Below are 26530 nucleotides of genomic sequence, written 5' to 3'. Positions count from 1 at the left end.
GCATCGGGGCCGGGCGCGGCGCATGGCCGGACCGGCGTGGTCAGGGCGCGGAGAGGACGAGCCGACGGCCGCTGTTGCGGTAGCCCGCACGTTCGAAGGCCGCGGCCATCGGCGTGTTCGTCAGGTCGGTGTCGGCGCGGATGAGGCGTGCGTCCGTCTCGGCGACGAGGAGCCGTGTGGCCTCGGCCAGGAGATCGTCCGCATAGCCGCGCCCGCGGTGCACCGGCAGCACGCCGAGGTAGCCGATCACGGGTGCGGTCTGGTTGCGGGACGGGATGACAAAGCCGACCGCTTCGCCGTCCGGAGTCCGGGCGATCCGCCACCACGACCGCTTCCCGGGCATCTCGTCGCGGTAGAAGGCGACGTCCCCGCGCGCCTGCGCCTCGGCCCCGATCCGGTCGGCCTCCTGCTGTGACGCCGCGTCCAGCGTGTCCGCCAGAACTCCGCGGAACAGTCCGACGAACACCTCGTCGTCGGGCTCGGCGTGAAACTCCAGACGCGACGATGCCGATGCCGACGCCGTTGCCAACGCCGATGTCGGTGCCGCGGGGAGACCGTCCGGCGGAGTCCACTCGTAACGCAGCCGCTCCACCTCCACGGGCAGGCCTGCCCGACGGGCTGCTTCCCGGCGCCAGTCCAGGGCCTCGACCGTCGTGGGACGGTCACGCCAGTCGACGGGCACGAAAATGTGAAACGCCGGTGGAGCGGGCACGCCCTGCTGTGCGTACTGCCCGTGCGCCGCGGTGAGCAGCGCGGCGGCGATGTCGGCGCGACGCTCGTCGGCACCGGCCGAGGCATGGACGAACACCGCGTCGAGCGCGCCGGGCCCGGACGCGTCCGGGCCGCCCCACCAGACGGCGACCGCGAGCGGCACTCCGTCTGCGGAGTCCTCGGCGATCCATGTCCACTCGTGCCGGTACTGCCCGTCCGCGAGCCGGGATCTGTAGGTGTCGGGCGTCAGGTCGCAGACGGGGTCGGCGATGAGGAGGGGGAGGAACCGGTCGAGGTCCGGGGCGATGACGGGACGTAGGCGCATGGCCCCATCGTTGCGCCCATGGCCTGCGCCGGATCAAGGGCTTTTCCGGGTCGGGGGGGGGTGCGGCGGGTCAAGGGCTGTGGCAGATGTGGATCGGGCCGATCCAGGGTTCGCAGACGGTCGGCTCGGGGGACGGGGGGTCCGTGGGGGTGGGCTCGACGGGGGTGGGCTCGACCGGGGTCGGGTCGACGGGTGTCGGATCCACGGGGGTGGGCTCGGTTTGTGTTGGGGTTGGGGTCGGGGTGGGGGTGGGAGTCGGCGGGGGTGGCTCCGTCGGTGTGGGGGGCGAGGGCGCCGGGGGAGTGGGCGGATTCTCCGAGGCGGGGGCCGTGGCGGTGTCCGGTGCGGGCTGCTCGGGTGCGGGTCGGTCGGGGGTTCGGGGCTGTTGCGGAGCTTGAGGCTGTGCGGAGGGAGTGCGGGGAGGCGGGGGCGCGTCATGTCCGCCCCCACGGTTGCCCGAGGACTCCTCGTGGCCCGCACCATCCTCGTGGCCCGCGTCCCCCGCGGGGCCCGAGTCCTCCTTGCCCCCGGCGTCCGGTGCCGCCTGCCACGGCGGTGCGGGTGGCTGCGGCAAGCCGCTCTCCGCCGTCGCGGCCCGCTGCTCCGGCACGGTCGGCCGCTCCGTTCCGCCGAGGACGAGTGTGGCCGCCACCGCGGCCCCCGCCACGGTCGCTCCGATCGCCCCGGCCGCCGCGACGGACACCTTGCCGCCGCCGGTCAGGACGTGCCGCAGCCCGTGCAGGGGCCCGCCGCCGTGGCTCGCTGATCCGGTGGCGGCCGCCGTCCCCGCGGCGGATCCCGCGGCCAGCGGAACCAGGAACTTGCCCGCACCGCCGAGCACGAAGATCAGCAGAGCGGGACCCGTGAGTGCCGGGAGCCGGTCGTTGGCGCGGCTCAGCAGGGTGAGCCGGGCGCGGCAGTCCGCGCACCCGGCGAGGTGGGACAGGAGCCGTTCGGACTGCCGGGGCGAGGCCTCGCCCCGGACATGGCCGGGCATGCGGTCCCAGTGCGTCTCGCAGGAGGGGTTCTCGGGGGTTCCGGGGTGCGCGCGCAGGAAGGCCTGGCGCATGCCTTCGCGGGCCCGGTGCAGCAGCACGGCCGTCGCGCCGCGTCCTGCGCCGATGCGTCGGCCGATCGCTTCCAGGGGCTGGCCCTCGGCCTCGGCCAGCCAGAGCGCCTTCACCCACCGCTCGGGCAGCTGCCCGAGGACGCGTGTCAGCAGATCGACGGAGGAGACGCGCGCGGCAGGATCCGGTTCCGCGCCGCTCCCGCCGAAGGGGGAGTCCGCCGCGCCCGTGAGCCGGAGGGTCTCGGGGGCCTGCGGGTCGTGCGGGGTCTCCCGGCTCCCGGCGCCCCGGCCGACCGCCGCCGCCAGGTGCCGCACGGTCGTCGTCAGGTACGCGGGTACGTTCTCGATCTCGTGCCCGGCGGACAGGCGCCGCCACACCCGGAAGTGCGCCTCCGCGACGAGGTCGTCGGCGAGCCAGGCATTGCCGGTGAGCGAGCGCGCGTAGGCCAACAGGCGTGGCTGCTGTTCCTCGAAGACACGCGTGTATTCGCCTGTGGTGGGCACCCGGGCGGACGGACCGGCGGTTATGCCGGAGGGGACGTCGGCAGGGACGTCGGTCATGGCAGGACACTCTCCCGTTCCCACTGTTCCCACTGCGGTGGGTTCGGACGAATTCGAAACTCTAGGTCACAAATGTCCGAGTAAGGAAAGGTGAGTGGCGTAGGTCACATGGATATCTCGACATGTTGGCGTAATAACCCCCCTCGGTGAGGGGTCATAAGGGCACAGGAGTCCCCGCAGCCGGATACCGAGCGCTGGAACATCAGAAGTGGAGCACGATCATGACCGTCACCCTCGAACAGCCCGCCCGTGCCCGTCTCATCACCCCCGAGGGTCGCGAACGCGCTCTGTCCGTCGTCCTGCGCTATGCGGCCGAGGACCCCTTGGCCATCCAGATGGCCTTCCCCTCACAGGCGTCGCTCGACGGCGTGGAGGTCACCTGGATCTTCGCCCGTCAGCTCCTGGAGGAGGGGCTCGGGGCACCGGCGGGCAGTGGTGACGTGCACATCTGGCCGTGCGGGCGGGCCCGGACGGTCCTGGAGTTCCACTCGCACCAGGGTCTGGCGCTCGTGCAGTTCGACAAGCTCGCGCTGCGCAGGTTCCTGGTGCGGTCGTACGCCGTGGTGCCCGCGGGCGGCGAGGGGCAGGGCCTCGATCTCGACCAGGGACTCTCGCGGCTGCTCGGCGGCGTCTGAGGGACCGCGCTCAGCCGTACTCCACGCTCAGCCGAAGCGCGCGGACAGCTCAGCCGTACAGCGCGGGCCGCCCCGCCATCTCCACCGCGACGCGCGTGCCGGTGCGCAGCGCGGAGACGCCCGCCTCCGCGACAGCCGCCGCCGCGTACCCGTCCCACGCGCTCGGCCCCGTGACCCGGCCGTCCCGGGCAGCGGCCGCCCACGCCCGTACCTCGCGGTCGTACGCATCGGCGAAGCGCACCAGATAGTCCTGCGCCACGTCCTCGTGCGCCCGGCCCGGCGTCCGTACGACCATCGTGTGCGCGTCCCCGACCTGCGCGCTGCCCCGCTCGCAGACCGCCTCGCACCGCACCTCGTAGCCGAATCCGCAGTTGACGAAGACCTCCACGTCGACGACCGCGCCCCCGGACGTCTCGAAGAGCACCAGCTGCGGGTCGAGCAGACCCCGCGGAGCGTCCGCCGACGGCGTCGGCCGTACCACCGTGACCGCGGTGATCTCCTGGCCGAGCAGCCACCGGGCCGCGTCGATCTCGTGGGAGACGGAACTGCTGATCAGCATCGAGGACGTGAAGTGCGGGGGAGAGGACACGTTTCGGTGGCGGCAGTGCAGCAGCAGGGGGCGCCCCAGGTCCCCGGAGTCGAGGAGCGATTTCAGGGCCGCGTACTCGGTGTCGTACCGGCGCATGAACCCCACCTGGATCAGCCTGCGCCCGAGGCGGGCCTCCGCCTCGACGACCCTGAGGGCCGCGGCCGAATCTGGGGTCAGAGGCTTCTCGCAGAGCACCGGCAGGCCCTGTGCGCAGGCCGCCAGAAGAGCCTCCTCATGCGCCGCCTCCGGCGAGGCCACCAGGACCGCGTCCACCCCGGGGGCACGCAGCGCGTCCTGCGCCTCCCGGTGGACTGACACTCCCTCGCGCCCCGCCACCGCGGCCTCGGCCCGCGCCGTGTCGGGGTCCGCGACCGCCACCACACGGGCCCCGCCCACCGTCTCGCCGATTCGCCGCACGTGGTCGGCACCCATGTGGCCCGCCCCGAGCACGGCCACCCCCAGCAGCTCACTCACCGGTAGACCTCCCCGAATCTCCCCGAATATCCCCGTATCCCCGCGCCCACGACTCACTCGATGACGCGCCGCGCGTCCCTGCGCCGGGCCACCGTAGCCCTCCGCCGCCGGACGGCCAGGACGCACCCCGCGAGCAGCACGCCCGAGCCCGCGACGACCAGCAGCAGCGCAGGCCAGTCCGAGTCGCCCGGCTGCACGGCCAGGGTGGTCTGCTCGCCCGCGTGCGCGGGGCTGGCCGCCGGGCGGGTCTCCTTCGGTGGCAGCAGCGATCCCACCGGACGTACCTTTCCCGCCGCCGCGAACCCCCAGTCGAGCAGCGACCTCGCCTCCTCGTACACGGCCCGTCCGCCGCCCGCCTGCGGGTTCATCACCGTCACGACGAGGGTGCGCCCGCCGCGCTGGGCCGCGCTGATGAGGGTGGAGCCCGCATGGCTGGTGTAGCCGTTCTTGACGCCGAGCAGCCCCGGGTAGGGCGTCACGCCGTCGGCGCCGGTCAGCAGCCGGTTGGTGTTCTGGATGGGGTACGACCAGCCGCCCGCGGGGAAGCGCGCGGTCCGGGTCGAGCAGTACCGGGCGAACTCAGGGTCGGCGAGCCCGGCCTTGCCGAAGACCGCGAGGTCGTACGCCGACGAGACCTGCCCCGCCGCGTCGTAGCCGTCCGGCGACACCACGTGCGTGTCGCGCGCGCCCAGCTCGCGGGCCTTGGCGCGCATCCGCTGGACCGTCTTCTGCAGACCGCCGTTGAGCCCCGCGAGGACGTGCACGGCGTCGTTCCCCGAGCTGAGGAACACGCCCCGCCACAGGTCGGCGACCTGGTAGGCGCGCCCCTCCGCGACGCCCACCATGCTGCTGCCCTCACCGACCTGGTCGAGCTCGTGCTCCGAGACCACGTGCCGCATGTGGGCGTCGAGGCGGGGCAGCGTCGCCAGGGCGAAGAGCGACTTGAGCGTCGAGGCGGGCGGCAGTGGCCGGTGCGCGTTCCGTGCGCCGAGCACCTCGCCCGTATGGGCGTCCGCCACCACCCACGCGAGCGCGGACACCCCGGCGGGCACCGGGGGTGCGCCGGGGCCTGGCCTGACCTGGGTGCCCGCCCGGTCGAGGAGGGTCGAGGAGTATGCGGGGACCGGCCGCGGAGGCGCGGGTTCGGCCGGGGCCTCGGAGGCCGCGACCGGTGAGGACAGAACCGGTGAGGACAGGAGGACCAGAGCACCGAGGGCGAGGGCCGCGGTGCGTACGGAGGAGGGACGCGAAAGGTACCTGATGACCATTCAGCCACCGTATGAGCGCTGTCCGGAGTCCGCAGATCGGCTTGGCCCGGCTGGAGGTATCGCTGCTCCGTGCGGAGGCCGAGGGAGGTCCTGGCCCGGTCGCCCGTGAAGGTGTCGCCCCGTCACTTCGCTTGCCCCGCACGGCGGCTGGCTCGGGCGCGCGATGGAGAGCTCCCTGTGCAGAGGGACCGGGCTGCTCGCCCCGCAGCACGGCCACGCCCATGCCCAGCACACCCGAGGTGACCACCGCGCACACCGCGTTGCTGACCAGATCGGCCGTCAGCGAGCCGCCGCCTTCCGGGCGTACGGGGAACGACGCCCACATATAGGTGACGAGGGCACCCGCGGCGAGCACGAAGACATGCCGCTGCCCCCCCACCCCTGCCTCCGCGACAGGCGCAGAACCGTAGCGGTCCTGGCGCCCGCGACGACGCACCACACCGCGACGCCGACCCATTCGTACGCGTCCGTCACGACGAGCGCGGCGATGACGACGCTGATGCAGACGAGTTGGGCGGGGGAGGCGAGGAAGTGCTCCTCCGCGTAGTTCCCCCAGAAGACCAGCCCGGCGCCGAGGGCGTACACCACGCCGGTCGCGGCGTATCCGGCGCGGCCGAGCCACGGCTCCGTCCGCCGCTTCGGGGCGCAGGTCTCCACGAGGGTGATCGGGACGAGGATGCTCCACACGGTGTGCAGCGCGAGATCGCCTGTGTCAGCTCGACGCTCATGCCGATCCCGGCACAAGAGCGCGACAGCGGGACCGAGCCGCCGGACGGAAGCCATGCTTCGACGCTAGGCGGCAGGGCCCCGCTCACGAGTCGCCCGAAAGTCGATGACGGGCGGACCGAAGTCGCCGTAGGTCAGGCCGGAAGGTGCTTCTCGACGGCGGCGACGAGCTCGGCGGAGTCGGGCTCCGTCTGCGGCGAGAAGCGCGCGACGACGTTGCCGGACGGGTCCACGAGGAACTTCTCGAAGTTCCACCTGACGTCACCTGTGTGCCCCTCGGCGTCCGCCGTGTCGACGAGGCGCGTGTAGAGCGGGTGCCGGTGCTCGCCGTTGACGTCGACCTTCTCCGTCATCGGGAAGGTCACGCCGTACGTCGCCGAGCAGAACTCGGCGATCTCCTCCGAGGTGCCGGGCTCCTGCCCCATGAACTGGTTGCAGGGCACGCCGACCACGCTGAACCCACGAGCCGCATACCGCTCATGAAGCCGCTCAAGCCCCGCGTACTGCGGAGTGAGACCACACTTGGACGCAACGTTGACGACAAGCACGGCCTTGCCCTCGTACTGACGCAGGTCGGCGGGGCCGCCCTGGAGGCTTTCGATTTCCACCGCTTCGTAGACAGACATGATCCGGAGCATACGCTCCGGCTTTCACGCAATCCCCTCTGCCCGCAGCTTCGAATCCTCCCGCGAGCGCGATGACGCATCCGGTCACCGCCTGAGGGGGAGTCATGGCGACCATTGCAGACCTGGACGTGACAGAGGAAGAACTGGCGCGGCGCATCCGTGACGGTGAGGTGGCCGAGATGCGGCATCTGTTGCACGACGCGGACGCGGACAGCGTGGTTCCGGCGTTCGTGTGTCTGCGGAAGGGCAGGCGTACGAAGGGGAGGCACGCGTGACCCGTCGGACCGTTCGGCTCACCAAGCAGAAGAGCGTGCGGCGCCGCGCGGAGCCCGAGGCGGACGCAGGGGACGCAGGGGGAGGCGACGACCGGGACCGTGCCGCGGACGCGTCGCGCAGGGCCGGGCGTGTCACCGCGGTGGCGGCGCGGTTTCTCGCGGGGGCGTATTGGCGTCACGGTGCAGTCGACCGCAAGCGACCAGTTCGACCGTGAGGGCCACGGCGATCGCCTGGACCGCCATCAGGGCGATCAGGACGAAGAGCTGCACTGCTCCGGCGAGTGCCGGTGACGCGCCGCCCAGGAGCATGCCGACGAACGCGCCGGGCAGGGTGACCAGGCCCACCGTCCGGGTCTGGTCGAGCCCGGGCAGCAGCGCGTCCGACGCGGCCGGGCGGATCACTTCGAGGCGCGCGTCGCGGTCGGGCAGGCCGAGGGCGATGCCCGCCTCGAACTCGCCGAACCGGGTGCGCAGCTCGTCGAGGGCGCGGCGCCCCGCGAGGACCGTCGCGGTGAGGGCTCCGCCGATGAGGATGCCGGTCACGGGAATCACGGCGATGCCCCGCACGGGGAGCAGGCCCGCGAGGACCAGTCCGGCCACCACGGGGACGACGGGTCCCGCGACGGGCAGCGCCGCCCACCACCACGTGGAGTTCTGGGTGATGCGTCGGCCCGCCGTGCGGGTGGCCACGGCGAACATGAGGAGGAGGAAGGCGTACAGCGCGGCCGTGTGGTGTACGACCCAGGCGATCACCAGGGAGGCCGCCGCCAGCTGGGCCGTGGCGCGCACCCCGGCGACCACGATCTCCCGGGCCCTGCCGCGCGAGCCGTCGGGGGCGAGCCGGAAGACGGCCGCCGTCGTCGCGGCGGCCAGCAGCAGCACGAGCAGGGCGACGGCAAGAGCCGTGTTGACCGGCAGCAGGGCCTGGGCGGCGAGGGTGCGCACGGGCACACCCTAGATCCCGGGACGCGTGGACCCGGAATGGAGCGGAGGGAGTGCTGTGTCGGGGCGCTCGACCTGTAACGATGTGGGAGTAAGACGTGCAGAGATAGAAGGGCTGAAGTCATGGCGCAGCAGGTGCAGGGCGTGATCGCACGCGCGAAGGGCGAGCCGGTGCGGATCGAGACGATCACCGTCCCGGATCCGGGCCCGGGGGAAGCCGTGGTGAAGATCCAGGCGTGCGGGGTCTGTCACACGGACCTGCACTACCGCGAGGGCGGCATCAACGACGAGTTCCCGTTCCTGCTCGGGCACGAGGCGGCGGGCCTCGTGGAGTCGGTCGGCGAGGGCGTCACCGAGGTCGCGGTCGGCGACTTCGTGATCCTCAACTGGCGCGCGGTGTGCGGGCAGTGCCGTGCGTGTCGGCGCGGCCGCCCCCAGTACTGCTTCGACACACACAACGCGAAGCAGAAGATGACCCTGGCGGACGGCACCGAGCTCTCGCCCGCGCTCGGTATCGGCGCCTTCGCCGAGAAGACCCTCGTCGCCGCCGGGCAGTGCACCAAGGTCGACCCGGCCGCCTCGCCCGCCGCGGCCGGACTCCTCGGCTGCGGCGTGATGGCGGGCATCGGCGCCGCCATCAACACCGGCAACGTGGGCCGGGGCGACTCGGTCGCGGTCATCGGCTGCGGCGGCGTCGGCAACGCCGCGGTCGTGGGCGCCCGCCTCGCGGGAGCCTCCCGGATCATCGCCGTGGACATCGACGACAAGAAGCTGGAGACGGCGAAGGGCCTCGGCGCCACGCACACGGTCAACTCCCGCTCCACCGACCCCATCGAGGCGGTGCGCGAGCTGACCGGCGGCAACGGAGCCGACGTCGTCATCGAGGCGGTCGGCCGCCCGGAGACGTACGAGCAGGCCTTCTACGCCCGCGACCTGGCGGGCACGGTCGTCCTGGTCGGAGTGCCGACGCCGGAGATGAAGATCGAGCTGCCGCTGCTTGACGTCTTCGGGCGCGGTGGTGCCCTCAAGTCGAGCTGGTACGGCGACTGCCTGCCGTCCCGCGACTTCCCGATGCTCATCGACCTGTACCAGCAGGGTCGCCTGGACCTGGACGCGTTCGTCACGGAGACCATCGCCCTGGAGGACGTGGAGAAGGCCTTCGAGCGCATGCACCACGGTGACGTCCTCCGTTCGGTGGTGATGTTCTGATGGCGGCCGAAGCTGCTGCGGGCGCGTCCGGCGCGCGGATCGACCAGCTCGTCACGTCGGGGACCTTCTCCCTGGACGGCGGCACTTGGGAGGTCGACAACAACGTGTGGATCGTGGGTGACGACAGTGAGTGTGTCGTCATCGACGCCGCGCACGACGCGGACGCCATCGCGGCCGCGGTGGGGGAGCGGCGTCTTGTCGCGATCGTCTGTACGCACGCGCACGACGACCACATCGACGCGGCCCCGGCGCTCGCGGCCCGCTCGGGCGCGCCGATCCTGCTGCACCCGGCCGACACGGAGCTGTGGAAGCAGACCCATCCCGACCGTGCCCCGGACGGTGAGCTGTCCGACGGGCAGGAACTCACCGTGGCGGGCACGGTCCTGAAGGTGCTGCACACGCCGGGCCACTGCCACGGCGCGGTCAGTCTGTACGCGCCCGCCCTCGGCACGGTCTTCACCGGCGACACGCTGTTCGCCGGTGGTCCGGGTGCCACGGGTCGTTCCTTCAGCGACTTCCCGACGATCGTGGAGTCCATCAAGGAGCGGCTGCTGACGCTGCCGTCCGAGACGGTGGTGCGCACCGGGCACGGCGACAGCAGCACGGTCGGCGCCGAAGCGCCGCATCTGGAGGAGTGGATCGCCCGAGGGCACTGACGCCGGGCTCCGTCCGACGCCCGTTTCCGCCGCTCGACGTACGTCTCTCGGCCCCGCGTGGTTCGCCCCGCGGGGCCGAGACGCGTACTGGCCCTGTTCAGCAATCTTCGATAAGTTAGGCAAGGCTTACCTAATGGAGGTTGAGGATGGGTGTCCGTCACAGCAGCACAACCGTGCCCACAGCGGCGGCACGCGCGCGTTCCGTGCTCGCCACCGCGTGGTCCTGCGCGGTGACCACGGAGATCGGCAGGGACGAACTCGTGGGCGCGCACACCGTGACCGAGGACGGCAGGATCCTCCTGTCGCCGCCGGAGGACAGCGCGCTCGCCGCCGCCCTCATCTGTGCGCCGCGCGGCGAGCCGTCCACCCTGGTCGAGTTCGCCGATGTCTCGCCGGTGCCGATGAGGGACCGGATCCGCGCACGGCTCTGGCTCTCCGGGGCGCTGGGGTACGACGGCGAGCACCTCGTCTTCGAGCCGACGTGCGCCGTGCTGCACGACTCCAACGGGGAGCGCCAGGGGGTGGAGCTCGACGAATTCGCCCTGACCGTGCCCGATCTGCTCGCCGAGGCGGAGCCGCGCCTGCTCACCCACCTCGCCGACGCCCACCCGGACGCCGTCGAGCAGCTCACCCGCCTCATCAGCCCCGACAGCCTGCAAGGCGTGGTGCGGGTCCGCCCGCTCGCCATCGACCGGCACGGGATCTCCCTGCGCCTCGAACGCGCCCGCGGCCAGGCGGACGTCCGCCTCCCGTTCCACCACATCGTCGAGGACGTCACACAGGTGACGGAGTGCATGCACGCCCTCCTGATGAAGGCCCGCCTCTCAACCACGCGGCGCGGACGGCCCGTCGGAGGCTGACCGCAGCGACCGCAGTGCCAGCAGCAGCACCCCGATGTCATCGAGGTAGACGGGGTCGGGCACCAGATCGGTGGGCAGCACGAGATAGATGACCGCGCCCCAGAAGACCCACTGCCGCTCCACGGGAAGCCCGGCTCTGAGCAGGGCGCGGCGGGTTCGGACCAGACGTATGAGCAGAGCGACCGCGACGGCGAGGGTCGCGGCGACCAGAACGGCGGCGACGACGAGGAGGACGGTCAGATCCGTGCTCATACCCCCGTACGTTAATCAAGTTGAGGTCTCGCGTCTCGTAGGGATGATGGCGGGGTGACGAACCCGCCGATGCCCACGCAGCCCATCCCGTCCCTCGCCCCCGACCAGGCCGTCGCGCCCGTCCAGGCACTGATCGTCGTCGACATGCAGAAGGCTTTTGTCGACGGCGACGGTGCCGTGCCCGGCGTGGCGCGCCTCCTGGAGAGCGTGCGGGGGCTGTTGGCCAGGGCGCGCGAGAGCGGCGCGGTCGTGATCCAGCTGCAGAACGACGGGGAGCCCGGCACCTCCGACGAACCGGGCACTCCCGGCTGGGAGATCCACCTGCCCCTCGACACGGACCGGGGCGAGGTCCTTCTGCGCAAGACCGTCGACGACGGCTTCGAGGAGAGCCCGCTCGAAGGGCTGCTGCGCGACGCCGGGGTGAAGGAACTCGCCGTCTGCGGCGTGATGTCGGAGATGTGCGTGCGGGCGACCGCGAGCACCGCCCTGGACCTCGGCTTCCGCGTCGTCCTGCCGCACGACGCCCACGGGACCTACGACATCCCGGCCGCCGAGGGCATCAGCGACGTGGTGCCCGCGGCGACGGTGTCGCGCGTCGCGGAGTGGACCCTCGGCGACGAGGTCGAGATCGTCGCGCGGGCGTCCGACGTGGGCTTCACGAAGCCGTAGCGGAGGCCGCGGCCGCCGCGTCCCGCCTCCGCCACCTCCAGTGCAGAAGTGCACCGGCCCGGTGGTCCTCCTCGAAGCCCGGACCGAGAGGGCCCACGCGCTCGTACGCCTCTTCGGTGCGCGGGTCGTCGCGGCGGGCCAGCCCCCATGCGGCCTCCAGACGCAGGATCTGGTCGTCCTCGTCCAGCATCGCCATCAGGGCGTCCGTGACGGCGGGCCCGCGGTCGGCGGAAGCGGCCAGGATCTCGGCCGCCCTCCTGCGCACAGCGGCGTCCGGGCCCTCGATCATGAGGACCAGCGCCCGGGTGACCTCGGACCGCAGGACCTCGTCGGCCGCGCCCACCGAGCAGGCCCTGAGCCGCACTTCCGTGTCCGGGTCTCGGGTGAGGGCGAGCAGCGCCTCCCTGCCCGCCGGAGAGCGCCGACCGCCGTCGTTCGTGAGGAAGGCGTCCGGCACTTCGCGGCGTACGCGCGGGTCGGGGTGGTCGGCGTGGCGGAGCCCGGCGGCCTCCAGGTCCGGGTGTTCGTACTCCGTGAGCGCGCCGAGCACCTTGGCGAGGACCGCGCTGTCCCTCTCCTCGGCGGACCAGGCGACCAGGACCTCGGTCTCCCGCTCGCCGTAGCGGGGACGGTCGCAGTCGACGAACGAGCGTGTCCGCAGGTGGTCGGCGACGAAACGACGGCGGGCCGGGTCCGGGTGGTGGCGGTGGGCGACCACGGCCGACCAGGTCTCGTCGCTGCGACGGTCGACGAGGACCCAGCAGACCGCCGACCAGTCGACATGCTCCTCGTCCGACGTCCGGACGGCGCGGGTGACCAGTTCGTCGACGGGGGTCAGGATCCGGAAGGCCCATTCCAGCGTGCTCAGGACGGCGCCGTGCCCGGCCCGTACGACGCGCCCGCCGAGCGAGACCTGATCGACCCAGTCGTACGCGTCGTCAGTGACCCGGACCGTGGTGGCGGGCCCCGCCGCACCGGTCCTGCGCCGCAGCCCCTCGACCGCCCCTGTTCCGTACCAGTCGGCGGCCAGGGCGATGAGCCGTGCCCGCTCGGATTCCGGCAGCCGCAGCCGGGGCTCCCTGCCGAGCACGGCCGCGAAGACCGCGTGCGAGTCGCCGTCGACCGCGCGCCACAGCGGCGTGGTCCCGTCGGGCAGCACCCGGTCCGGGTCGGCCCCGCCCTCCACCAGGGCTTCGGCGACCGGCGCGTCGTACGCCGCGATCGCGACACACAGCGCGGGCAGCCCGCTCCCGTCCACCGCGTCCGGATCCGCCCCGTCGCCCAACAGCGCCCGCACCGCCTCGACATCCCCGGCCCGAACCGCCGCCGTGAGTCGCACACCGAGCCTGTTCTCGTCCATCCACCCGCCCCCCCTGATCCGGACCGAGTCTCGGACCGGTCCCGGCGGCGCCGCAAGTGAGTTGTCACTGCGGGGGAGCACTGTGGGGGATCTCATGATCTTTGAGGGGTGTGATCCCGGCCTGTACGGGTTTTACTCACGGCATGACCGAATCGAATGGAATGCTGGCCGGCAAGGCCGTCATGATCACGGGGGCTTCGAGCGGGATCGGCGAGGCCGCCGCACGGCTGTTCGCCGCCGAGGGGGCGGCGGTCCTGCTGATGGCCCGCCGCGAGGACACGCTGAAACAACTCGCCCGGGAGATCAACGACTCGGGCGGCCGCGCGGCGGTGAGCACCGGCGACGTCGCAGACACCGACGACGTCCAGCGCGCCGTCGACGCCACGCGCGAGCACTTCGGCACCCTGGACGCCGCGTTCAACAACGCGGGCTACGCCGGTACGGAACTGGCGCCGCTGCACGTGCTCGACCAGGCCGTCTTCGACCGCACGATGGACGTGAACGTCCGCGGCACCTGGAACTGCCTGCGCTCGCAGATCCCGGTCATGCTCGAAGCGGGCAAGGGCGCGATCGTCAACACGGCAAGCACGGCGGCGATGGTCGCCACCGGAGCACCCGTGCCCTACGTCGCCGCGAAGCACGCGGTGCTCGGCATGACCAGGGCCGCCGCGGCCGAGTACGCCGCGCACGACATCCGCATCAACACGCTCGTCGTCGGCACCACCCGCACGGAAATGATCAGTCACGCGGTCGAGGCGCATCCGGAACTGGAGCAGGCCTTCGTCGCCCGCCAGATGCAGAAGCGCATGGCGGACCCGGTCGAGATCGCCCAGGCGGCCCTGTGGCTGTGCAGCGACCGCGCGTCGTTCTCCACGGGGACGGCACTGGCCGTGGACGGCGGGATGACGTCCAACTGAGCCACCGGTGGGGCCCCGCCTCGCTTCCACGGGCGGGGCCTCGACGGCGTAATCGATTTCGCGCCAGGCCCTGCCTCGGACCCATCGACGCAGGCCGTACGGCTGCGCGGATGAGGTGATGGTCGGAGTCGGCCGACGCATCCGCGGGGGATTCACGCCGGGAGCACCGGAGTTGGGAGCCTTTCGGTATCCGCATCGCGAAATCTCGATTCCACGTCATGGGCTGATTCTGGCCTGCCGACGGCGCCGCGCCCGGCGATATAACGCCGCAATGACCCCACTGAAAACATCCCGCCCCAAGCGCCGCAGCGTCCTCGCCGGTGCCGGTGGAATCTCCCTCGCCGCCGTCTCCGGGGCCACCGGATCGGCGGCCGCCGGAACCGACCGTCCCGGGCGAACGACCCTGCTCCGGGGCGCCGCACTCGTCCTGACCATGGACCCCCATATCGGCAGGGGGGAGCTGGGCCTGCTCGAAAATGCCGACGTCCTGTTGCGACACGGAAAGATCGCAGACGTCGGTACGGACCTGGAGGCGCCGTCGGACGCCCGGGTGCGGGACGTCTCCGGCCGGTTCGTGCTGCCGGGGTTCGTGGACATCCACAACCACCTGTGGCAGTCCAGCATCAGAGGCGGCTGCTCGGACCAGGACGTGGTCGGCTGGCTGAAGACGTGCAACCGCCCGACGCTGCCGAAGATCGATGCCGCGGACATGTACGCCTTCGTCCACCTGTCCGCACTCGACGCCCTCCAGGCGGGCGTGACCACCCTGGTCGACTGGGTGCACGCGATCCCGTACGCGACGAGCGAGCAGTACGTGCAGGCTCTGGACGACGCGGGGCTGCGCTTCGTCTACGCCATGGCCGCCTTCGAGGGAGCGGAGGAACAGGTCCGCGTCGTCAAGGAGAGGCTCATCGATCCGCTGCCGCTGGCCTCCGCCCAGGTGGCGGTGCACGCGCGCAGGGACGGCGTCGCGTCGCTGCGCGCCTCCTGGAAGCAGGCCCAGGAGTTGGGGCTGATGCTCAACTCGCACGTCCTTGAGCACCGTACCGACCGCGACGACGAACAGATCCGGACCCTGCGGGAGATCGGCGCATTCGGCCCCGACCTGCTGATGAACCACGCCATACACCTGAGCCGCGAGGAGATCGCGCTCCTCGGCGACCACGATGTACGGGTGGCGCACTGCCCGCTGAGCAACATGCGTCTCGCCTCGGGCGTCATGCCGCTGCCCAAGATGCGCAGGGCCGGGGTGAAGGCGGGCCTGGGCCACGACGGCGGAACCAACGACACCTCCGACATGTTCGCTCTCATGAAGGCCGCGGTCGGCCTCCAACGGGCCGTGCACGAGGACCCGCGGATCCACCCGACGCTCCCCGCCGTGCTCCGCATGGGCACGATGGGCGGCGCCGAGGCCATCGGCATGGCCGACCAGGTGGGTTCGCTGACCCCCGGCAAACGCGCGGACGTCCTCGTCCTCGACCCGGGCACCTTGAATTTCGCCCCCCGCTTCGACTGGACGAGCCAGATCATCCTCAACGGCCAGCCGCACAACATCACCGACGTCTACGTGGACGGCAGACTGCGCAAGACCGGCGGCGAACTCGTGGGCGTGGACACCGAGAAGGTCGTCCAGGCGGCGGAACGGGCCGCGGCACACCTGCCCACCGCTCCCTGACCTGGGAGAGGGGCTGCGCGACGCGGCTCGTGGGCCGACCGAGGTGGGGGCAGCCCCAGTAGTGCTCCTGTGGCTGCCCGGATGGTGCGCCCGTGCGCGCCGCCAGCAGGCTGGACTCCGCTGCCACAGCCCCGTAACGGAGGAAGGCCCCTCATGTCGAAGCGCTCTCACCGTCGACGGATCACGGCGGTCGCCGTGTCGGGCGCGGCCGCCCTGGCCCTGGCGGGCACGCTGCCCGCGTCCGCCGCGCAGACCCGGGTCGCCGGGCCGGTCCAGCGGGGGCTGGACCGGCTGGTGCAGGACGACGGCTACCCCGCCGCGCTGGCCGCCGTCACCGGCCGCGACGGGCGCACCCACAACGCCGTCGCGGGCGTCGCGGACCTGCGGACCGGGGCGAAGGTGCCGGTCGACGGGCAGGTGCGCGCCGCGAGCAACACCAAGTCCTTCACCGCCGTCGTCGTCCTGCAACTCGTCGGCGAGGGCAAGGTCGCCCTGGACGCCCCGGTCGACACCTACCTGCCGGGGCTGCTGCGTGGTGACGGCATCGACGGCCGCCGCATCACGGTGCGCCACCTGCTCCAACAGACCAGCGGACTGCCCGACTACGTCCAGTACCTCGACGACCTGGTCGGCAACCGCCACCGCTACTACGAGCCCCGCACACTGCTCGACCACGCGCTCCGGCACAAGTCGACGTTCCCGCCCGGCACGGACTGGCAGTACAGCAGCACGAATTACGTCGTGGCCGGGCTGCTCGTCGAGCAGGTCACCGGCCGCCCGGTGGGCGAGGAGATCACCCGTCGGATCATCGGTCGCGCCGGGCTCCGGCACACCTACTTCCCGGCCATGGGCGACCAGGGCATCCGGGGCGCCCACCCGCAGGGCTACGCCGCGTCGGAGCCGGGTGCGCCGCTGCTGGACGTCACCGAGATGGACCCGTCCGTGGCCTGGGCCGCCGGTGCCCTGATCTCCACCCCCAGCGACCTCAACCGCTTCTTCGGCGCCCTGCTCGGCGGCAAGCTGCTGAAGCCCGCTCAGCTCGCCCAGATGCGCAGGACCATGGAGCTCCCGGCCGACTCCGGGTACCCGGCGGGCACCCGGTACGGGCTCGGCCTGTTCAGCCGCCCGCTGAGCTGCGGCGGCCTGTTGTGGGGGCACGACGGCGACGTCCTCGGCTACTCGACCTTCCCGGCCGCGACCGACGACGGCCGCGCCGCCACCATCGCCGTCACCGCCTTCCCGGGCTCCGACAACGAGGGCCGCCACGACGCCGAGCGCGTGCTGGACACCGCTCTCTGCGACTGACCGGAGAGGAACTGCCTCTGGCTGTCCAGGAATCCGTCCGCGAAGAGCGAGTGCGGGGAGAAGAGCGCGGTGAGAGTCGTCTTGAGCTCCGACCGCTCGACGGACTGCTTGAGCAGTGAATGGGTCGCATCCGGGTAGCGCTCGACCGTCAACGCGCCCGCCGCGCCCAGCACCTTGCGGTAGACGCGTTCCGTGTCGGCGGTGTCCACGTTGATGTCGTGGCCTGCGAGGGTCAGCAGCACCGGTACGCCACGCAGGGCGCGGAGGTCCTGTGTGGCATCCGCGGTGTGGTTCCTGGAGATGAAGCCCCAGCGACCGGCGGTCATGCCGTCCGCGTCGCCGCCCATGGCCATGACGTACTCCTCGAAGGTCGCGCGGCGCCCCAGCAGCCGTCGGATGGCGTCGCTCGTGGCGACCTCCGCCTTGACGCGGGCTGCTGACGCGCCGTCGGCACGCAGCTCGGCGAGGAGGTTGTAGCGGCCCTGCTGGAGCCAGTTGATCGCGGGCGAGACGGCGATGACGAAGCTCACGGACGTCTTCGCGGCGATCTTCGGCAGGACCCAGCCCGCCTGGCTGGCGCCCCAGAGCCCGATCCGGTCGCCGTCGATGTCCGGTCGGGCGCGTGCCCAGGCGATCGCGGCGGCCGCCTCGTCGGCCCGGTCGTCCATGGACTGGCCGAGCCAGTCGCCGGGCGCGCCCGCGACGCCGGGCTTGTCCCAGGACAGGGAGGCGTACCCGGCCTTGGCGTTCGCCTCCCACATGGGCTTGTAACCGTCGTCGTGGGTGGCGTCGACAGGGCCGTCGCCGTGGACGTAGACGACCAGCCCGTGGCGCTTGCGGCCGTCCTTGGGAGTGGCCAGGACGCCCTTGAGGGTGTGGCCGCCGTGGCGGATCGAGACCCGCCGCTCGTCCATGTCGTACGAGTTCTGCCACAGCACGACACCGACGAGGCCACCGGCCACGACCAGGATCGCGACGAGTGACCATACGGCGATGCGGAGCCCGCGCCGTCGGGGCCGGGTCTTCGGACACATGGGATGGCTGCCTCCGTCCGGTAGAGAGTAGGTACTCAAACTATCGTTTCGAGCACGATCGTAGAGAGGTTGATAGATTTGAGTCTAGGATGGAGGAGAAGCCGGAGGGAGAAAGGGGCGCAGCATGGGACTGGAAGCGACAGGGCCCGGGGACGGGGTCGGTGCTGGACCGGTGACGGTGCGGCGGGGCCTTCCGGACGGAGCCGAGCGGCGGGCGGCCGAGCTGTACTGGAACGCCTTCGGCCGCAAACTCGGGCCCGCCCTGAACCCGCCGCGCAAGGCGGTGCCCTTCATCGCCGCCCACTTGAACGCCGATCGCGCGGTCTGCGCACTCCTCGACGGGCAGCTCGTCGGCCTCGCCGGATACCAGCACGGCGGGCGGGCCCTCACCGGGGGATCGGCCCGGGCCGTGCTGCGCGCGTACGGACACCTGCGAGGACTGCACCGGCTGCTGCTCCTCGCCCTGTTCGAACGTCACCCGGCCCCCGGGCAGCTCGTCATGGACGGCATCGCCGTGCACCCGGACATGCGCGGCCGGGGCGTCGGGAGCCTGCTCATCGAGGAAGTGGCCGCCATCGCGGCGGAGCAGGGCTGCCGGGAGATCAGACTCGACGTGATCGACACCAACCCGCGCGCCAGGGCCCTGTACGAGCGACGCGCATTCACGGCCGTACGCACCGAGCGCACGCCCTACCTGCGCAGGCTCCTGGGCTTCGGCGCGGTGACCACCATGCACCGCACCGTTGCGGGAAGAAGGGCGAGAGAACTGTGAGCACCGAGGCCGACCGCGTCGAGGTCCCCACCCGCATGCTCGTCCACGCGTTGATCCGCGAGGACGGCACCGTCGGCGCGGACGAGCTGTACACCGTCGCCAACACCCTGGGCATGAGCGACCAGCAGGTACGGCTGTGCGTCAAACGCCTCGTCGCCGAAGGCCGGTTCACCCACGAGGGCCGGGGCCGCAAGGCGCAGCTGCACGCGACCACGGACACCACGCGTGCCCTCGCCCCCAACGCGGACTTCCTGCGGCACGCATTCCGGCAGGACGCCGGGACCGCACCCTGGGACGGTGTCTGGCACCTGGCCGCCTTCGCGGTCCCCGAATCGGCGCGGACCGCCCGGGACACCCTGCGTGAGACGCTCGTCCACCTCGGCGGCGCCCCGCTCCAGGGCGGCCTGTACGTCTGCGCCAACGGATGGGAGCCGTACGTCGAAGAAGCGGCCCACCGCGTCGGCGCCCACGGCGCACTCACTCTCCTCACCACGACGGACCTGCGCAGGGGCGACACCCAGGAGCCCGCCGAACTCGCCCGCCAGCTGTGGCCCCTGCAAGAGATCGCCGACCGCTACCACCGCCTCAGCCGCGTCGCCCGGCCCCGCCTGGCCCGGCTCACAGGACCGGCCGAACTCTCCTCGTCCGCACTCCTCACCATCGCCGTCGAGCTGGCAGCCGAGCTCACCCGCGCCATGGACCCCGACCCGCTGCTGCCGCCCCAGCTCCTGCCCCGGCCCTGGCCCGGCACCCAGGCCAGGGAGGACATCGCCCGGTGCTGGGCGGCCCTGTACGAACGCGACCGCGACCAGAACGAAGCCCGCCCGGCCCTCTTTCGCCTCTACGCCGACATCACCCGAGAGGCGGCAGACCGCGTCACGCGCTGAAGCCGCCCCACCGGACCGAACTGGACCCGGCTAGAGAGGCAGCGCGCACACCGCGAGCGGCGCGGCGAACGGCTTGCCCGCGAGGCGGAGCGCGCCGCTTTCCCCGTCGACCTGGAAGACGCTCACCGAACTCGACTTCTGGTTCGCGGCGAACAGCAGCCGCTGGGACGGCGAGAACGCGAGCTGCCGCGGGAAGTCCCCGCCGACGGAGACCGTGTCGAGGAGCCGCAGCCGGGCTCCCTCGCCCTCGATCGCGTACCGCGTGATGCTGTTGTGCCCCCGGTTGGCGAGGAAGGCGAAGCGTCCCTCGCGCGTCACCACGATCTGGGCCGGATAGCTGGTGCCCTCACCCGTACCCGTCGACTGCGGCTCGCCGGGCGTGAGGCGGCCGGTGGCGGGGTCGTACGCGCAGACGACGACCGTGTTGTCCAGCTCGTTGGCGAGGTACGTGAAGCGCCCCGACGGGTGGAACGTGAGATGGCGCGGACCCGCGCCCGGCCGCAGGCTCGCGTACGAGACGCGGCTGAGCCTGCCCGCCTTCTCGTCGAGACGGTAGGTGTAGACGGTGTCGTTGCCGAGGTCGACGGCGAGGACGTGGCGGCCGTCCGGAGAGGTGCTGATCTGGTGGGCGTGCGGCCCCTGCTGGCCCGGGCCGGGCGGCGGCGAGGAGTGCGTGACCAGGTCCGTCCGCTCGCCGAGCGCTCCCGACGTCCCGATGGGGTGGACGGCCACGCTGCCGGAGCCGTAGTTCGCACTGAGCAGCCAGCGGCCGCCCGGGTGCACGGAGAGGTGACAGGGGCCCGCGCCACCGGTGTCCCGCGTGCCGAGGACGTCGTGCTCGCCGCTGGGGGAGAGCGCGACGGCGGTCACCCCGCCCTTCTCCCGCTCGTTGACCGCGTAGAGCGTGCGGCCCGACGGATGCAGCGCCAGGTAGGACGGGTCGGGGACGCCGCCGAGCGTGCCGGTGCCGGTGATGCGGCCCGTCGTGTCGTCGTACGTGGCCAGGCCGATGCCCGAGCCGCCGCCCTCCTGCGAGGTGTACGTCCCCAGGAACAGCTGACCCTCGCTGCGCGGGCGGTGCACCACGTCGGACGCGGTGTTGCGGCGGGTGTGGCCGGAGGGCTCCCGGCTCGCCCGGTCCGGCGATGCGCAGGCGGAAGTGGAGGCCACCGCCGCGGTGGTGGCCGCCCCCACCAACGCACCGAGGAACCGCCGCCGCCCCGGGCCGCTACCGGAACCCGCGCCCGACTCTGCTCCGCTGCTCATACCTGCACCTCGTGGGTCGGTGGTGACGGATGTGGCAGACACAGTGCCCCTTACCTGAGCGACCGGACAAGAGGCACGCGCGTCGGCGCGGCGGCAGGACCGTGCGGGGAGCGGCAGGGGCGGTGCCGGGCGCTGGCGGCAGCGACCGGAATCGGCCAACGGGGGCGTACATCACGGCGACTTGACCAGAGGGAACAACGGAGAGCCACTGCTCCGATACGGTGTGCGAGCGATCATTGCCAACTGCACGCACATGCATGAGGAGTTGCTGAGTGGACCACAGCCGTGTGATTCGGATCCGTACCGTCCTGGCCGCGCTCGGTGTCGCGAGCGCCATGGCGGCTGCACCCGCCGCGAGCGCCGCGGCCTCCGCCGCCCCGGCCGCCCCCGCGCCCCCGGCGGCCGCAGGCGCGGCGCACGAGCCGTGCACGGGGGAGTTCCACGGTGACGCCCGCCTCGGCCCGGCCTGGCTGCCCAAGAAGTGGCAGCGCCCCGTCGGCCCGCTCCTGAAGGACTGGAAGCGGACCGGCAAGCTGTCCCCGAAGGCCTTCCTGAAGAAGTACTGGGAGGGCCCGGCCGACACCGGCAGCTGGAAGTACCCGCCCAACGACGGCTTCGACACCGTCAACGGCCAGGTCGACAAGCACCGTGAGCTCCTGGAGGAGGGCGAGGAGCTGGACCGCTTCGGCTCGGAGTTCGGGGGATACCTCGCGCCTGCCGGAGACCCCTACGCGAAGCGCGCCCTGCCCCCGCAGAACCTCAGCACCCGCGACGCCGCCTTCGCCTGCGACTACCGCGTCTACGAGGTGAGCAAGCCGTTCCACGTCTGGCAGGGCAGCATCGCCCCCTGGTTCGAGCAGCCCGGCCACGGTCAGCAGATCAAGCTGGACCCGGCCCTTCTGGACCCGGGCGAGGGGCAGCGGCTGAACGTGAAGTGGCTGCTGGAGCACGGCTACCTCGAGCCCGCGAACGACTGAGCGCCTGAGTGGACGTCAGGGAAGCGGCGGCGGCCCTGCGCGATGCCCGGGTCGCCGACGGCTACTACTGGATCGACGGCGTTCACGAGCCTGCCCCCACGCCCCCCGACTTCGTCTATCTGCGCTGGGTCGAGGGCGGGGAGTGGGAGGTCGGAACGTACGAACGGGGCGTGCACCAGCCCCTCGCCCGGTACGCGGACGAGGCGGCCGCCTGCGCGCATCTGCTGCGCCAGCTGACCTGACCCGACCGCGTGTGTCTCGTGTCCGACCGCATGTGTGTCGTGCCGTCAGCTCTCCGGGTGCAGCAGCCCCCGCTCGTACGCCTTGACCAGCCGCTGCGGCACCATGTGCGGCACGCCGTCGACCGTGACGGGCACCAGTTGCGCGGTGGTGGCCTTCCACTGAGCGCGGCGGTGCCGGGTGTTGCTGCGGGACATCTTCCTCTTGGGTACGGCCATGGGGTCCTCCGGGTGGGGGGCGGTATTCGGGAACGGTGATCGGAGCGATCACTCGAACGCTATATGAAAATGGATCCCATTAGTAATTGGGGGGTGGGGAGGGCGGTGGTCCGCCGGATCCGGCCGCCCCGGTTGACCCTCACGTCGCGTCAGGCTTCAGGCTGGGCGTCGACGAAAGGCGAGGTCCATGAGTTACACCGTCGGTCAGGTCGCAGGCTTTGCGGGCGTCACCGTCCGCACCCTGCACCACTACGACCGGGCCGGGCTGCTCGCGCCCGGTGGGCGCAGCGCAAGCGGCTACCGCCTCTACAGCGAAGCCGATCTGGCCCGGCTGCAGCAGATCCTCTTCTACCGCGAACTCGGCTTCACCCTCGACGAGATCACCGAGATCCTGACCGATCCGCAGGCCGACGCCCTCGGCCGACTCAAGGCCAGGCGCCGGGCGCTGCGTGAGCAGATCGACAAGCTGGAGCGGCTGGTGGAGGTCGCCGAGCGGGCGATGGAGGTGCATCAGACCGGGGTGAGTCTCGATCCCCGGGAGCGGTTCGAGGTGTTCGGCGAGATCACTTTCGATCTCAGCTACGCCACCGAGGCGGAGTTGAAGTGGCAGGACAGCGCCGGGCATCGCGCGGCCATGCGGAGCGCCGCCGAACACACCAAGGAGGACTGGGCGGACCTCATGGGTGAGGCCGCGCAGTGGCGGGAGGAGCTGCTTGCCGCCTTCGACGCCGGGGTGACCGCGGAGAGCGAACGGGCCCTGGAGCTGGCCGAGGCGCACCGGCAGCACATCGCCCGCTGGTTCACGCCGTGCCCGCCCGAGATGCACCTGCGCATCGCGGACGACTTCGCCGACGACGCCCGCGCGTTCGCACTCGTCGTGCCACCGTCCCGGCAGCGGCCGGGGCTCGCCGCGTATCTGCGTACGGCGGTACGGGGCAATGCCGAGCGTCGCACGGGACCTCAGGCTCGACCTGAGGCCGAGGGTAACCCTCACGCTAAACCTGAGGTTGAGAGAATCCGATGACACACGTTCTGATCACCGCGGCCGGTTCCTACGGCGATGTCGCCCCTTACACCGGTCTCGGCTTCCGGCTCCGCGCGGCCGGGTACGACGTCGCGCTCGCCACCCACGGCTCCTTCGCACCGCTCGTCGAGGCCGCGGGCCTGCGGTTCCGCGAGCTGCCCGCCGGTCCGGCCGGTGGGGAGAGCGTGGGTGGGGAGAGCACGGGCGCGCAGGGTGCGGGCGGGCGCAAGGAACTCATGCGGTCGGCCTCGGCCTTCGTGCGCGAGCTGGGGTCGGGGCTGGTCGACGCCGCCGTGCGGGGCGCCGACGTCCTGGTGCTCTCCACGACCACGGCTCCGCTCGGCTGGCAGCTGGCCGAGGCGATGGGCGTACCGGCGGTGGGGGCCTATCTGCAGCCGACGCATGCCACCCGGGCGTTCCCGCCGGTCGTCGGCGGCACGCGGTCGCTCGGCGGTTTCGGGAACCGCGCCCTCGGCGCCTTCTCCCTGCGCATGGTCGACCGCGTCTACGCCGACGCGGTACGCGACCTGCGGGCCCGCCTCTCCCTGCCCGCCGCAATGCCGCGGAGCGTCCGCGTCCGACAGGAGCGGGCGCGGTGGCCGGTGCTGCACGGCTTCAGTCCTGCCGTCGTGCCGAGGCCCGCGGACTGGCGCCCCGGACTCGATGTCGTGGGCAACTGGTGGCCGCACCACGCCCCGGCCGACCGGCTGTCGTCGGAGCTCGACGACTTCCTGCGGGCCGGGCCGCCGCCGGTGTTCATCGGGTTCGGCAGCATGGCGGCAGGGGACGGGGAGCGGCTGAGCGGGATCGCGGTGGCGGCGTTGCGCGCCGCCGGGCTGCGCGGGGTGCTGCAGGCGGGCCGGGCAGGTCTCGCGGCGTCCGGCGACGACATCCTGACGGTCGGCGAGGTGCCGCACGCGCTGCTGTTCCCTAGGGTGGCGGCCGTGGTGCACCACGCGGGGGCGGGCACGTCGGCGGCGGCGCTCCGTGCGGGTGTTCCCGCCGTCCCCGTGCCGGTCACCGCCGACCAGCCCTTCTGGGCCGCCCGGCTCGCCTCCCTGGGGGTGGCGACCGCTCCCGTCCCGTTCAAGGACCTCACCGCACCCGGCCTGGCCGACGCGCTCGGTCGTGTCGTCCGCGAGGGTGCGTACACGAGCGCCGCCGAACGCATCGCCCGGCAGATGGCGAAGGAGGACGGTGCCGGGCATGTCGTCAAGGCGGTCGAGCGGGCGCTCTAGGTTCGTGTCCGACGTGTCCGAGCCCTGCGTACCGCCTCCCCGCCGTCGACCCTCGGGCTGGTAGCCCGAGCGGCCGACTTGCGAGGCGGGTTCGTGGGTCGCCGTGGAAGAGTTCCGGATATGACCGAAAGCTTCCTGTACATGGCGAACCCCCGGATCACGGTCCTCGGGGTCCAGCCCGGCTGGCCCCCGTTCCGCATCGTGGAGATCGACGGAGAGGTGGTGGGCAAGGCGAAGAGCGTCACGGACGTCCTGGACGCGGCCGCCATGGCGGGCATCACCGTGCACGACCTCGACGACCCGGACACCGTGCGCTGGGTGGGCGGTGACAAGTTCACCTGGAAGCCCGACAAGGAGCCGACACGGCCGTGACCGCGGCTCAGGGGCGCCCCGTTTCCGGCACCTCCTCCCCGGAGGGCACGGGCCCCGGAGGTGTGCCGTCGCCGAACGGGCGTCCGCCGAGCTCCTCCCGGTGATGCGGCGTCAGCCAGCCCGAGAGGTCCGGGCCCAGCGGCACGATGCCGGTCGGGTTGATGCCCGTGTGCACTTGGTAGTAGTGCCGCTTGATGTGGTCGAAGTCGATGGTGTCGCCGAAGCCGGGGGTCTGGAACAGATCCCGGGCGTACGCCCACAGGACGCGGTCCTCGGACAGCTTCCAGAGGTTGCACTTGAAGTGGCCGTGGTAAGCGGCGTCGAACCGCACGAGCGTGCAGAACAGGCGGATGTCGGCTTCGGTGAGCGTGTCCCCGACGAGGTACCGGCGATTCGACAGGCGCTCGGCGGTCAGTTCGAGGCGGCGGAAGACCTCGGCGCACGCGGATTCGTAAGCCGCCTGGTCGGGGGCGAAACCGGTCCGGTAGACGCCGTTGTTGACGTCGCGGTAGATGCCGTCCATGACGGTGTCGATCTCGTCGCGCAGCGCCTCGGGGTACAGCTCCGGCGCCCCCTCGCGGTGCAGGGCCGTCCACTCCGTGGCGAAGTCCAGCGTGATCTGCTGGAAGTCGTTCGTGACCAGCTTGCCGCTCGGCACGTCCACGAGCGCGGGAACGCTGACCCCGCCGGGATAGCCGCTCTCCCGGGCGTCGTACGCCTCGCTCAGGAAGCGGATGCCGAGCACCGGGTCGCGGTCGTCGGGATCCAGCGTGAACCGCCAGCTCCGGTCGTCCTGGATCGGGTCCGTGACGGCCAGGGACACCGCGCTCTCCAGACCGAGCAGCCGTCGCGAGATGAGCGCACGGCCCGCCCAGGGGCAGGCCCGGCTCACCACCAGGCGGTAGCGCCCCGCCTCGACCGGCCAGCCGTCCCTGCCGTCCGCCGTGACCCGGTCGGCGAAGTGGCTCTTGGAACGCTTGAACTCCTTGTGTCCGTACGAGGCATTGCCCTGCTCCGCGCTCATGACTGGCTGCCCTCGCACGCGCACGAGTGCGTCATCGGGGTCCGCCCCTCGGACGGGCCCGGCTCCGCGGAGCGCGGGGGAGGCGGCGCGAGGTCGTAGATCCGGTCGATGAGCACTGCTTCGTTGCCCGCGAGGCCCGCGCGGCGCAGCGCCTCGTCGGCCTCCGCGATCGGCCCCGCGAGCAGCGTCGCCGCGGCCACGGGGGAGACCGACGCGGAGTCGGAGAGCGTGGCGCGCGCGGTGTGCAGCAGGCGCAAGCAGGCCTGGGCGGCGAGCAGTTCCTCGGACGTCGTGCCGGTCATGTCGAGCGACTCCTCTGCGCTGGGTGGCATGGTGGCATCGCGGGATGCCACCTCCACTCTTGCGCACGGGTC

Annotated in this window: 29 protein-coding genes and 1 pseudogene; 16 read left to right on the top strand and 14 right to left on the bottom strand. The window is 72.1% G+C overall.

Annotated elements, in window-relative coordinates; genetic code table 11:
- Positions 1-40: 40 nt before the first annotated feature.
- Both AC068B_RS22435 and AC068B_RS22430 read right to left on the bottom strand, forming a co-directional pair.
- Complete coding sequence (locus AC068B_RS22435; RefSeq protein ID WP_478673440.1) at positions 41-1036, bottom strand: GNAT family N-acetyltransferase; 996 nt, start codon at positions 1034-1036, stop codon at positions 41-43.
- A gap of 70 nt (positions 1037-1106) precedes the next feature.
- A complete protein-coding gene (locus AC068B_RS22430; RefSeq protein ID WP_478673439.1) occupies positions 1107-2666 on the bottom strand; it encodes a sigma factor in 1560 nt (519 codons plus the stop codon).
- 221 nt (positions 2667-2887) lie between these two features.
- Between AC068B_RS22430 and AC068B_RS22425 the strand changes: the two genes are divergently transcribed.
- On the top strand, positions 2888-3301 hold the full coding sequence (locus AC068B_RS22425; protein ID WP_478673438.1) for an SsgA family sporulation/cell division regulator: 414 nt from the start codon (positions 2888-2890) through the stop codon (positions 3299-3301).
- 49 nt (positions 3302-3350) lie between these two features.
- Here the strand turns inward: AC068B_RS22425 and AC068B_RS22420 are convergent, their stop codons facing one another.
- The 4 genes from AC068B_RS22420 to AC068B_RS22405 all read right to left on the bottom strand — a co-directional run bounded on the left by AC068B_RS22420 (position 3351) and on the right by AC068B_RS22405 (position 6984).
- Positions 3351-4364, bottom strand: coding sequence for a Gfo/Idh/MocA family protein (locus AC068B_RS22420; protein WP_478673437.1), 1014 nt, complete (start codon positions 4362-4364; stop codon positions 3351-3353).
- 53 nt (positions 4365-4417) lie between these two features.
- Entirely contained in the window at positions 4418-5632 is a 1215-nt protein-coding gene (locus AC068B_RS22415) for a D-alanyl-D-alanine carboxypeptidase family protein (protein WP_478673436.1), read from the bottom strand.
- Between the two features lie 279 nt (positions 5633-5911).
- Complete coding sequence (locus AC068B_RS22410; RefSeq protein WP_478673435.1) at positions 5912-6415, bottom strand: hypothetical protein; 504 nt, start codon at positions 6413-6415, stop codon at positions 5912-5914.
- 77 nt (positions 6416-6492) lie between these two features.
- Entirely contained in the window at positions 6493-6984 is a 492-nt protein-coding gene (locus AC068B_RS22405) for a glutathione peroxidase (protein WP_478673434.1), read from the bottom strand.
- A gap of 104 nt (positions 6985-7088) precedes the next feature.
- On the opposite strand from AC068B_RS22405, the gene AC068B_RS22400 reads away from it, so the two are divergent.
- Positions 7089-7259: a hypothetical protein gene (locus AC068B_RS22400; RefSeq protein WP_478673433.1), complete on the top strand. Its 171-nt coding sequence runs from the start codon at positions 7089-7091 to the stop codon at positions 7257-7259.
- Between the two features lie 132 nt (positions 7260-7391).
- Here AC068B_RS22400 and AC068B_RS22395 read toward each other — a convergent pair whose 3' ends face one another.
- Entirely contained in the window at positions 7392-8204 is an 813-nt protein-coding gene (locus tag AC068B_RS22395; RefSeq protein WP_478673432.1) for an ABC transporter permease, read from the bottom strand.
- Between the two features lie 120 nt (positions 8205-8324).
- Here AC068B_RS22395 and AC068B_RS22390 point away from each other — a divergent pair, with 120 nt between their 5' ends.
- The 3 genes from AC068B_RS22390 to AC068B_RS22380 all read left to right on the top strand — a co-directional run bounded on the left by AC068B_RS22390 (position 8325) and on the right by AC068B_RS22380 (position 10926).
- Positions 8325-9410, top strand: coding sequence for an S-(hydroxymethyl)mycothiol dehydrogenase (locus AC068B_RS22390; RefSeq protein ID WP_478673431.1), 1086 nt, complete (start codon positions 8325-8327; stop codon positions 9408-9410).
- Positions 9410-10066 carry an MBL fold metallo-hydrolase gene (locus tag AC068B_RS22385; protein ID WP_478673430.1) on the top strand — a complete coding sequence of 219 codons (657 nt, stop codon included), beginning with the start codon at positions 9410-9412 and terminating at the stop codon, positions 10064-10066. Before AC068B_RS22390 ends, AC068B_RS22385 begins: the two co-directional genes overlap by 1 nt.
- A 146-nt stretch (positions 10067-10212) precedes the next feature.
- On the top strand, positions 10213-10926 hold the full coding sequence (locus AC068B_RS22380; RefSeq protein WP_478673429.1) for a DUF2470 domain-containing protein: 714 nt from the start codon (positions 10213-10215) through the stop codon (positions 10924-10926).
- Here the strand turns inward: AC068B_RS22380 and AC068B_RS22375 are convergent.
- A complete protein-coding gene (locus AC068B_RS22375) occupies positions 10891-11178 on the bottom strand; it encodes a DUF1232 domain-containing protein (RefSeq protein ID WP_478673428.1) in 288 nt (95 codons plus the stop codon). The two genes, AC068B_RS22380 and AC068B_RS22375, sit on opposite strands and share 36 nt — an antisense overlap.
- A gap of 69 nt (positions 11179-11247) precedes the next feature.
- On the opposite strand from AC068B_RS22375, the gene AC068B_RS22370 reads away from it, so the two are divergent.
- On the top strand, positions 11248-11847 hold the full coding sequence (locus AC068B_RS22370) for an isochorismatase family protein (protein WP_478673427.1): 600 nt from the start codon (positions 11248-11250) through the stop codon (positions 11845-11847).
- Here AC068B_RS22370 and AC068B_RS22365 read toward each other — a convergent pair.
- On the bottom strand, positions 11834-13207 hold the full coding sequence (locus tag AC068B_RS22365; RefSeq protein WP_478673426.1) for a HEAT repeat domain-containing protein: 1374 nt from the start codon (positions 13205-13207) through the stop codon (positions 11834-11836). The genes AC068B_RS22370 and AC068B_RS22365 overlap by 14 nt on opposite strands.
- 143 nt (positions 13208-13350) lie before the next feature.
- On the opposite strand from AC068B_RS22365, the gene AC068B_RS22360 reads away from it, so the two are divergent.
- The 3 genes from AC068B_RS22360 to AC068B_RS22350 all read left to right on the top strand — a co-directional run bounded on the left by AC068B_RS22360 (position 13351) and on the right by AC068B_RS22350 (position 17104).
- Entirely contained in the window at positions 13351-14124 is a 774-nt protein-coding gene (locus AC068B_RS22360; RefSeq protein WP_478673425.1) for an SDR family NAD(P)-dependent oxidoreductase, read from the top strand.
- Positions 14125-14395: 271 nt separating this feature from the next.
- A complete protein-coding gene (locus tag AC068B_RS22355) occupies positions 14396-15799 on the top strand; it encodes an amidohydrolase family protein (protein WP_478673424.1) in 1404 nt (467 codons plus the stop codon).
- A gap of 153 nt (positions 15800-15952) precedes the next feature.
- On the top strand, positions 15953-17104 hold the full coding sequence (locus AC068B_RS22350) for a serine hydrolase domain-containing protein (protein WP_478673423.1): 1152 nt from the start codon (positions 15953-15955) through the stop codon (positions 17102-17104).
- A gap of 119 nt (positions 17105-17223) precedes the next feature.
- Here AC068B_RS22350 and AC068B_RS22345 read toward each other — a convergent pair.
- Positions 17224-18018: pseudogene (locus AC068B_RS22345) on the bottom strand (alpha/beta hydrolase family protein); the annotation flags it as partial.
- Between the two features lie 244 nt (positions 18019-18262).
- Between AC068B_RS22345 and AC068B_RS22340 the strand changes: the two are divergent.
- The gene (locus AC068B_RS22340) at positions 18263-18910 is read left to right on the top strand and encodes a GNAT family N-acetyltransferase (protein WP_478673422.1); all 648 of its coding nucleotides are present in this window, start codon (positions 18263-18265) and stop codon (positions 18908-18910) included.
- Between the two features lie 35 nt (positions 18911-18945).
- Positions 18946-19797 carry a PaaX family transcriptional regulator C-terminal domain-containing protein gene (locus AC068B_RS22335; protein ID WP_478673749.1) on the top strand — a complete coding sequence of 284 codons (852 nt, stop codon included), beginning with the start codon at positions 18946-18948 and terminating at the stop codon, positions 19795-19797.
- 30 nt (positions 19798-19827) lie between these two features.
- On the opposite strand, the gene AC068B_RS22330 is transcribed toward AC068B_RS22335, so the two are convergent.
- Positions 19828-21063 (bottom strand): lactonase family protein, encoded by a 1236-nt coding sequence (locus tag AC068B_RS22330; protein ID WP_478673421.1) that lies wholly within the window; start codon positions 21061-21063, stop codon positions 19828-19830.
- Between the two features lie 335 nt (positions 21064-21398).
- On the opposite strand from AC068B_RS22330, the gene AC068B_RS22325 reads away from it, so the two are divergent.
- On the top strand, positions 21399-22040 hold the full coding sequence (locus AC068B_RS22325; RefSeq protein ID WP_478673748.1) for a TNT domain-containing protein: 642 nt from the start codon (positions 21399-21401) through the stop codon (positions 22038-22040).
- A gap of 8 nt (positions 22041-22048) precedes the next feature.
- A complete protein-coding gene (locus AC068B_RS22320; RefSeq protein ID WP_478673420.1) occupies positions 22049-22282 on the top strand; it encodes a hypothetical protein in 234 nt (77 codons plus the stop codon).
- A gap of 45 nt (positions 22283-22327) precedes the next feature.
- Here AC068B_RS22320 and rpmF read toward each other — a convergent pair whose 3' ends face one another.
- Positions 22328-22498: a 50S ribosomal protein L32 gene (gene rpmF / locus AC068B_RS22315; protein WP_478673419.1), complete on the bottom strand. Its 171-nt coding sequence runs from the start codon at positions 22496-22498 to the stop codon at positions 22328-22330.
- 187 nt (positions 22499-22685) lie between these two features.
- Here rpmF and AC068B_RS22310 point away from each other — a divergent pair, with 187 nt between their 5' ends.
- From AC068B_RS22310 to AC068B_RS22300, 3 genes are all read left to right on the top strand, one after another.
- The gene (locus AC068B_RS22310) at positions 22686-23522 is read left to right on the top strand and encodes a MerR family transcriptional regulator (RefSeq protein ID WP_478673418.1); all 837 of its coding nucleotides are present in this window, start codon (positions 22686-22688) and stop codon (positions 23520-23522) included.
- Complete coding sequence (locus AC068B_RS22305; RefSeq protein ID WP_478673417.1) at positions 23519-24760, top strand: glycosyltransferase; 1242 nt, start codon at positions 23519-23521, stop codon at positions 24758-24760. The genes AC068B_RS22310 and AC068B_RS22305 overlap by 4 nt, the downstream gene beginning before the upstream one ends.
- A 120-nt stretch (positions 24761-24880) precedes the next feature.
- A complete protein-coding gene (locus AC068B_RS22300) occupies positions 24881-25132 on the top strand; it encodes a hypothetical protein (RefSeq protein ID WP_356255604.1) in 252 nt (83 codons plus the stop codon).
- Between the two features lie 7 nt (positions 25133-25139).
- Here the strand turns inward: AC068B_RS22300 and AC068B_RS22295 are convergent, their stop codons facing one another.
- Complete coding sequence (locus AC068B_RS22295) at positions 25140-26156, bottom strand: glutathione S-transferase family protein (RefSeq protein ID WP_478673416.1); 1017 nt, start codon at positions 26154-26156, stop codon at positions 25140-25142.
- Entirely contained in the window at positions 26153-26488 is a 336-nt protein-coding gene (locus AC068B_RS22290; protein ID WP_478673415.1) for a hypothetical protein, read from the bottom strand. The genes AC068B_RS22295 and AC068B_RS22290 overlap by 4 nt, the downstream gene beginning before the upstream one ends.
- Positions 26489-26530 lie beyond the last annotated feature (42 nt).

This window comes from Streptomyces sp. NPDC042371 (assembly GCF_056437465.1).
This window is presented reverse-complemented; position numbering and strand designations above follow the sequence as displayed.

Excerpts from the sequence above, each read along its gene's own strand:
- AC068B_RS22435 (WP_478673440.1), bottom strand. The coding sequence starts at position 1,036 with ATGCGCCTACGTCCCGTCATCGCCCCGGACCTCGACCGGTTCCTCCCC.
- AC068B_RS22430 (WP_478673439.1), bottom strand. The coding sequence starts at position 2,666 with ATGACCGACGTCCCTGCCGACGTCCCCTCCGGCATAACCGCCGGTCCG.
- AC068B_RS22425 (WP_478673438.1), top strand. The coding sequence starts at position 2,888 with ATGACCGTCACCCTCGAACAGCCCGCCCGTGCCCGTCTCATCACCCCC.
- AC068B_RS22415 (WP_478673436.1), bottom strand. The coding sequence starts at position 5,632 with ATGGTCATCAGGTACCTTTCGCGTCCCTCCTCCGTACGCACCGCGGCC.
- AC068B_RS22410 (WP_478673435.1), bottom strand. The coding sequence starts at position 6,415 with ATGGCTTCCGTCCGGCGGCTCGGTCCCGCTGTCGCGCTCTTGTGCCGG.
- AC068B_RS22405 (WP_478673434.1), bottom strand. The coding sequence starts at position 6,984 with ATGTCTGTCTACGAAGCGGTGGAAATCGAAAGCCTCCAGGGCGGCCCC.
- AC068B_RS22400 (WP_478673433.1), top strand. The coding sequence starts at position 7,089 with ATGGCGACCATTGCAGACCTGGACGTGACAGAGGAAGAACTGGCGCGG.
- AC068B_RS22390 (WP_478673431.1), top strand. The coding sequence starts at position 8,325 with ATGGCGCAGCAGGTGCAGGGCGTGATCGCACGCGCGAAGGGCGAGCCG.
- AC068B_RS22385 (WP_478673430.1), top strand. The coding sequence starts at position 9,410 with ATGGCGGCCGAAGCTGCTGCGGGCGCGTCCGGCGCGCGGATCGACCAG.
- AC068B_RS22380 (WP_478673429.1), top strand. The coding sequence starts at position 10,213 with ATGGGTGTCCGTCACAGCAGCACAACCGTGCCCACAGCGGCGGCACGC.
- AC068B_RS22375 (WP_478673428.1), bottom strand. The coding sequence starts at position 11,178 with ATGAGCACGGATCTGACCGTCCTCCTCGTCGTCGCCGCCGTTCTGGTC.
- AC068B_RS22370 (WP_478673427.1), top strand. The coding sequence starts at position 11,248 with ATGCCCACGCAGCCCATCCCGTCCCTCGCCCCCGACCAGGCCGTCGCG.
- AC068B_RS22365 (WP_478673426.1), bottom strand. The coding sequence starts at position 13,207 with ATGGACGAGAACAGGCTCGGTGTGCGACTCACGGCGGCGGTTCGGGCC.
- AC068B_RS22360 (WP_478673425.1), top strand. The coding sequence starts at position 13,351 with ATGACCGAATCGAATGGAATGCTGGCCGGCAAGGCCGTCATGATCACG.
- AC068B_RS22355 (WP_478673424.1), top strand. The coding sequence starts at position 14,396 with ATGACCCCACTGAAAACATCCCGCCCCAAGCGCCGCAGCGTCCTCGCC.
- AC068B_RS22350 (WP_478673423.1), top strand. The coding sequence starts at position 15,953 with ATGTCGAAGCGCTCTCACCGTCGACGGATCACGGCGGTCGCCGTGTCG.
- AC068B_RS22340 (WP_478673422.1), top strand. The coding sequence starts at position 18,263 with ATGGGACTGGAAGCGACAGGGCCCGGGGACGGGGTCGGTGCTGGACCG.
- AC068B_RS22335 (WP_478673749.1), top strand. The coding sequence starts at position 18,946 with ATGCTCGTCCACGCGTTGATCCGCGAGGACGGCACCGTCGGCGCGGAC.
- AC068B_RS22330 (WP_478673421.1), bottom strand. The coding sequence starts at position 21,063 with ATGAGCAGCGGAGCAGAGTCGGGCGCGGGTTCCGGTAGCGGCCCGGGG.
- AC068B_RS22325 (WP_478673748.1), top strand. The coding sequence starts at position 21,399 with ATGGCGGCTGCACCCGCCGCGAGCGCCGCGGCCTCCGCCGCCCCGGCC.
- rpmF (WP_478673419.1), bottom strand. The coding sequence starts at position 22,498 with ATGGCCGTACCCAAGAGGAAGATGTCCCGCAGCAACACCCGGCACCGC.
- AC068B_RS22310 (WP_478673418.1), top strand. The coding sequence starts at position 22,686 with ATGAGTTACACCGTCGGTCAGGTCGCAGGCTTTGCGGGCGTCACCGTC.
- AC068B_RS22305 (WP_478673417.1), top strand. The coding sequence starts at position 23,519 with ATGACACACGTTCTGATCACCGCGGCCGGTTCCTACGGCGATGTCGCC.
- AC068B_RS22300 (WP_356255604.1), top strand. The coding sequence starts at position 24,881 with ATGACCGAAAGCTTCCTGTACATGGCGAACCCCCGGATCACGGTCCTC.
- AC068B_RS22295 (WP_478673416.1), bottom strand. The coding sequence starts at position 26,156 with ATGAGCGCGGAGCAGGGCAATGCCTCGTACGGACACAAGGAGTTCAAG.
- AC068B_RS22290 (WP_478673415.1), bottom strand. The coding sequence starts at position 26,488 with ATGCCACCCAGCGCAGAGGAGTCGCTCGACATGACCGGCACGACGTCC.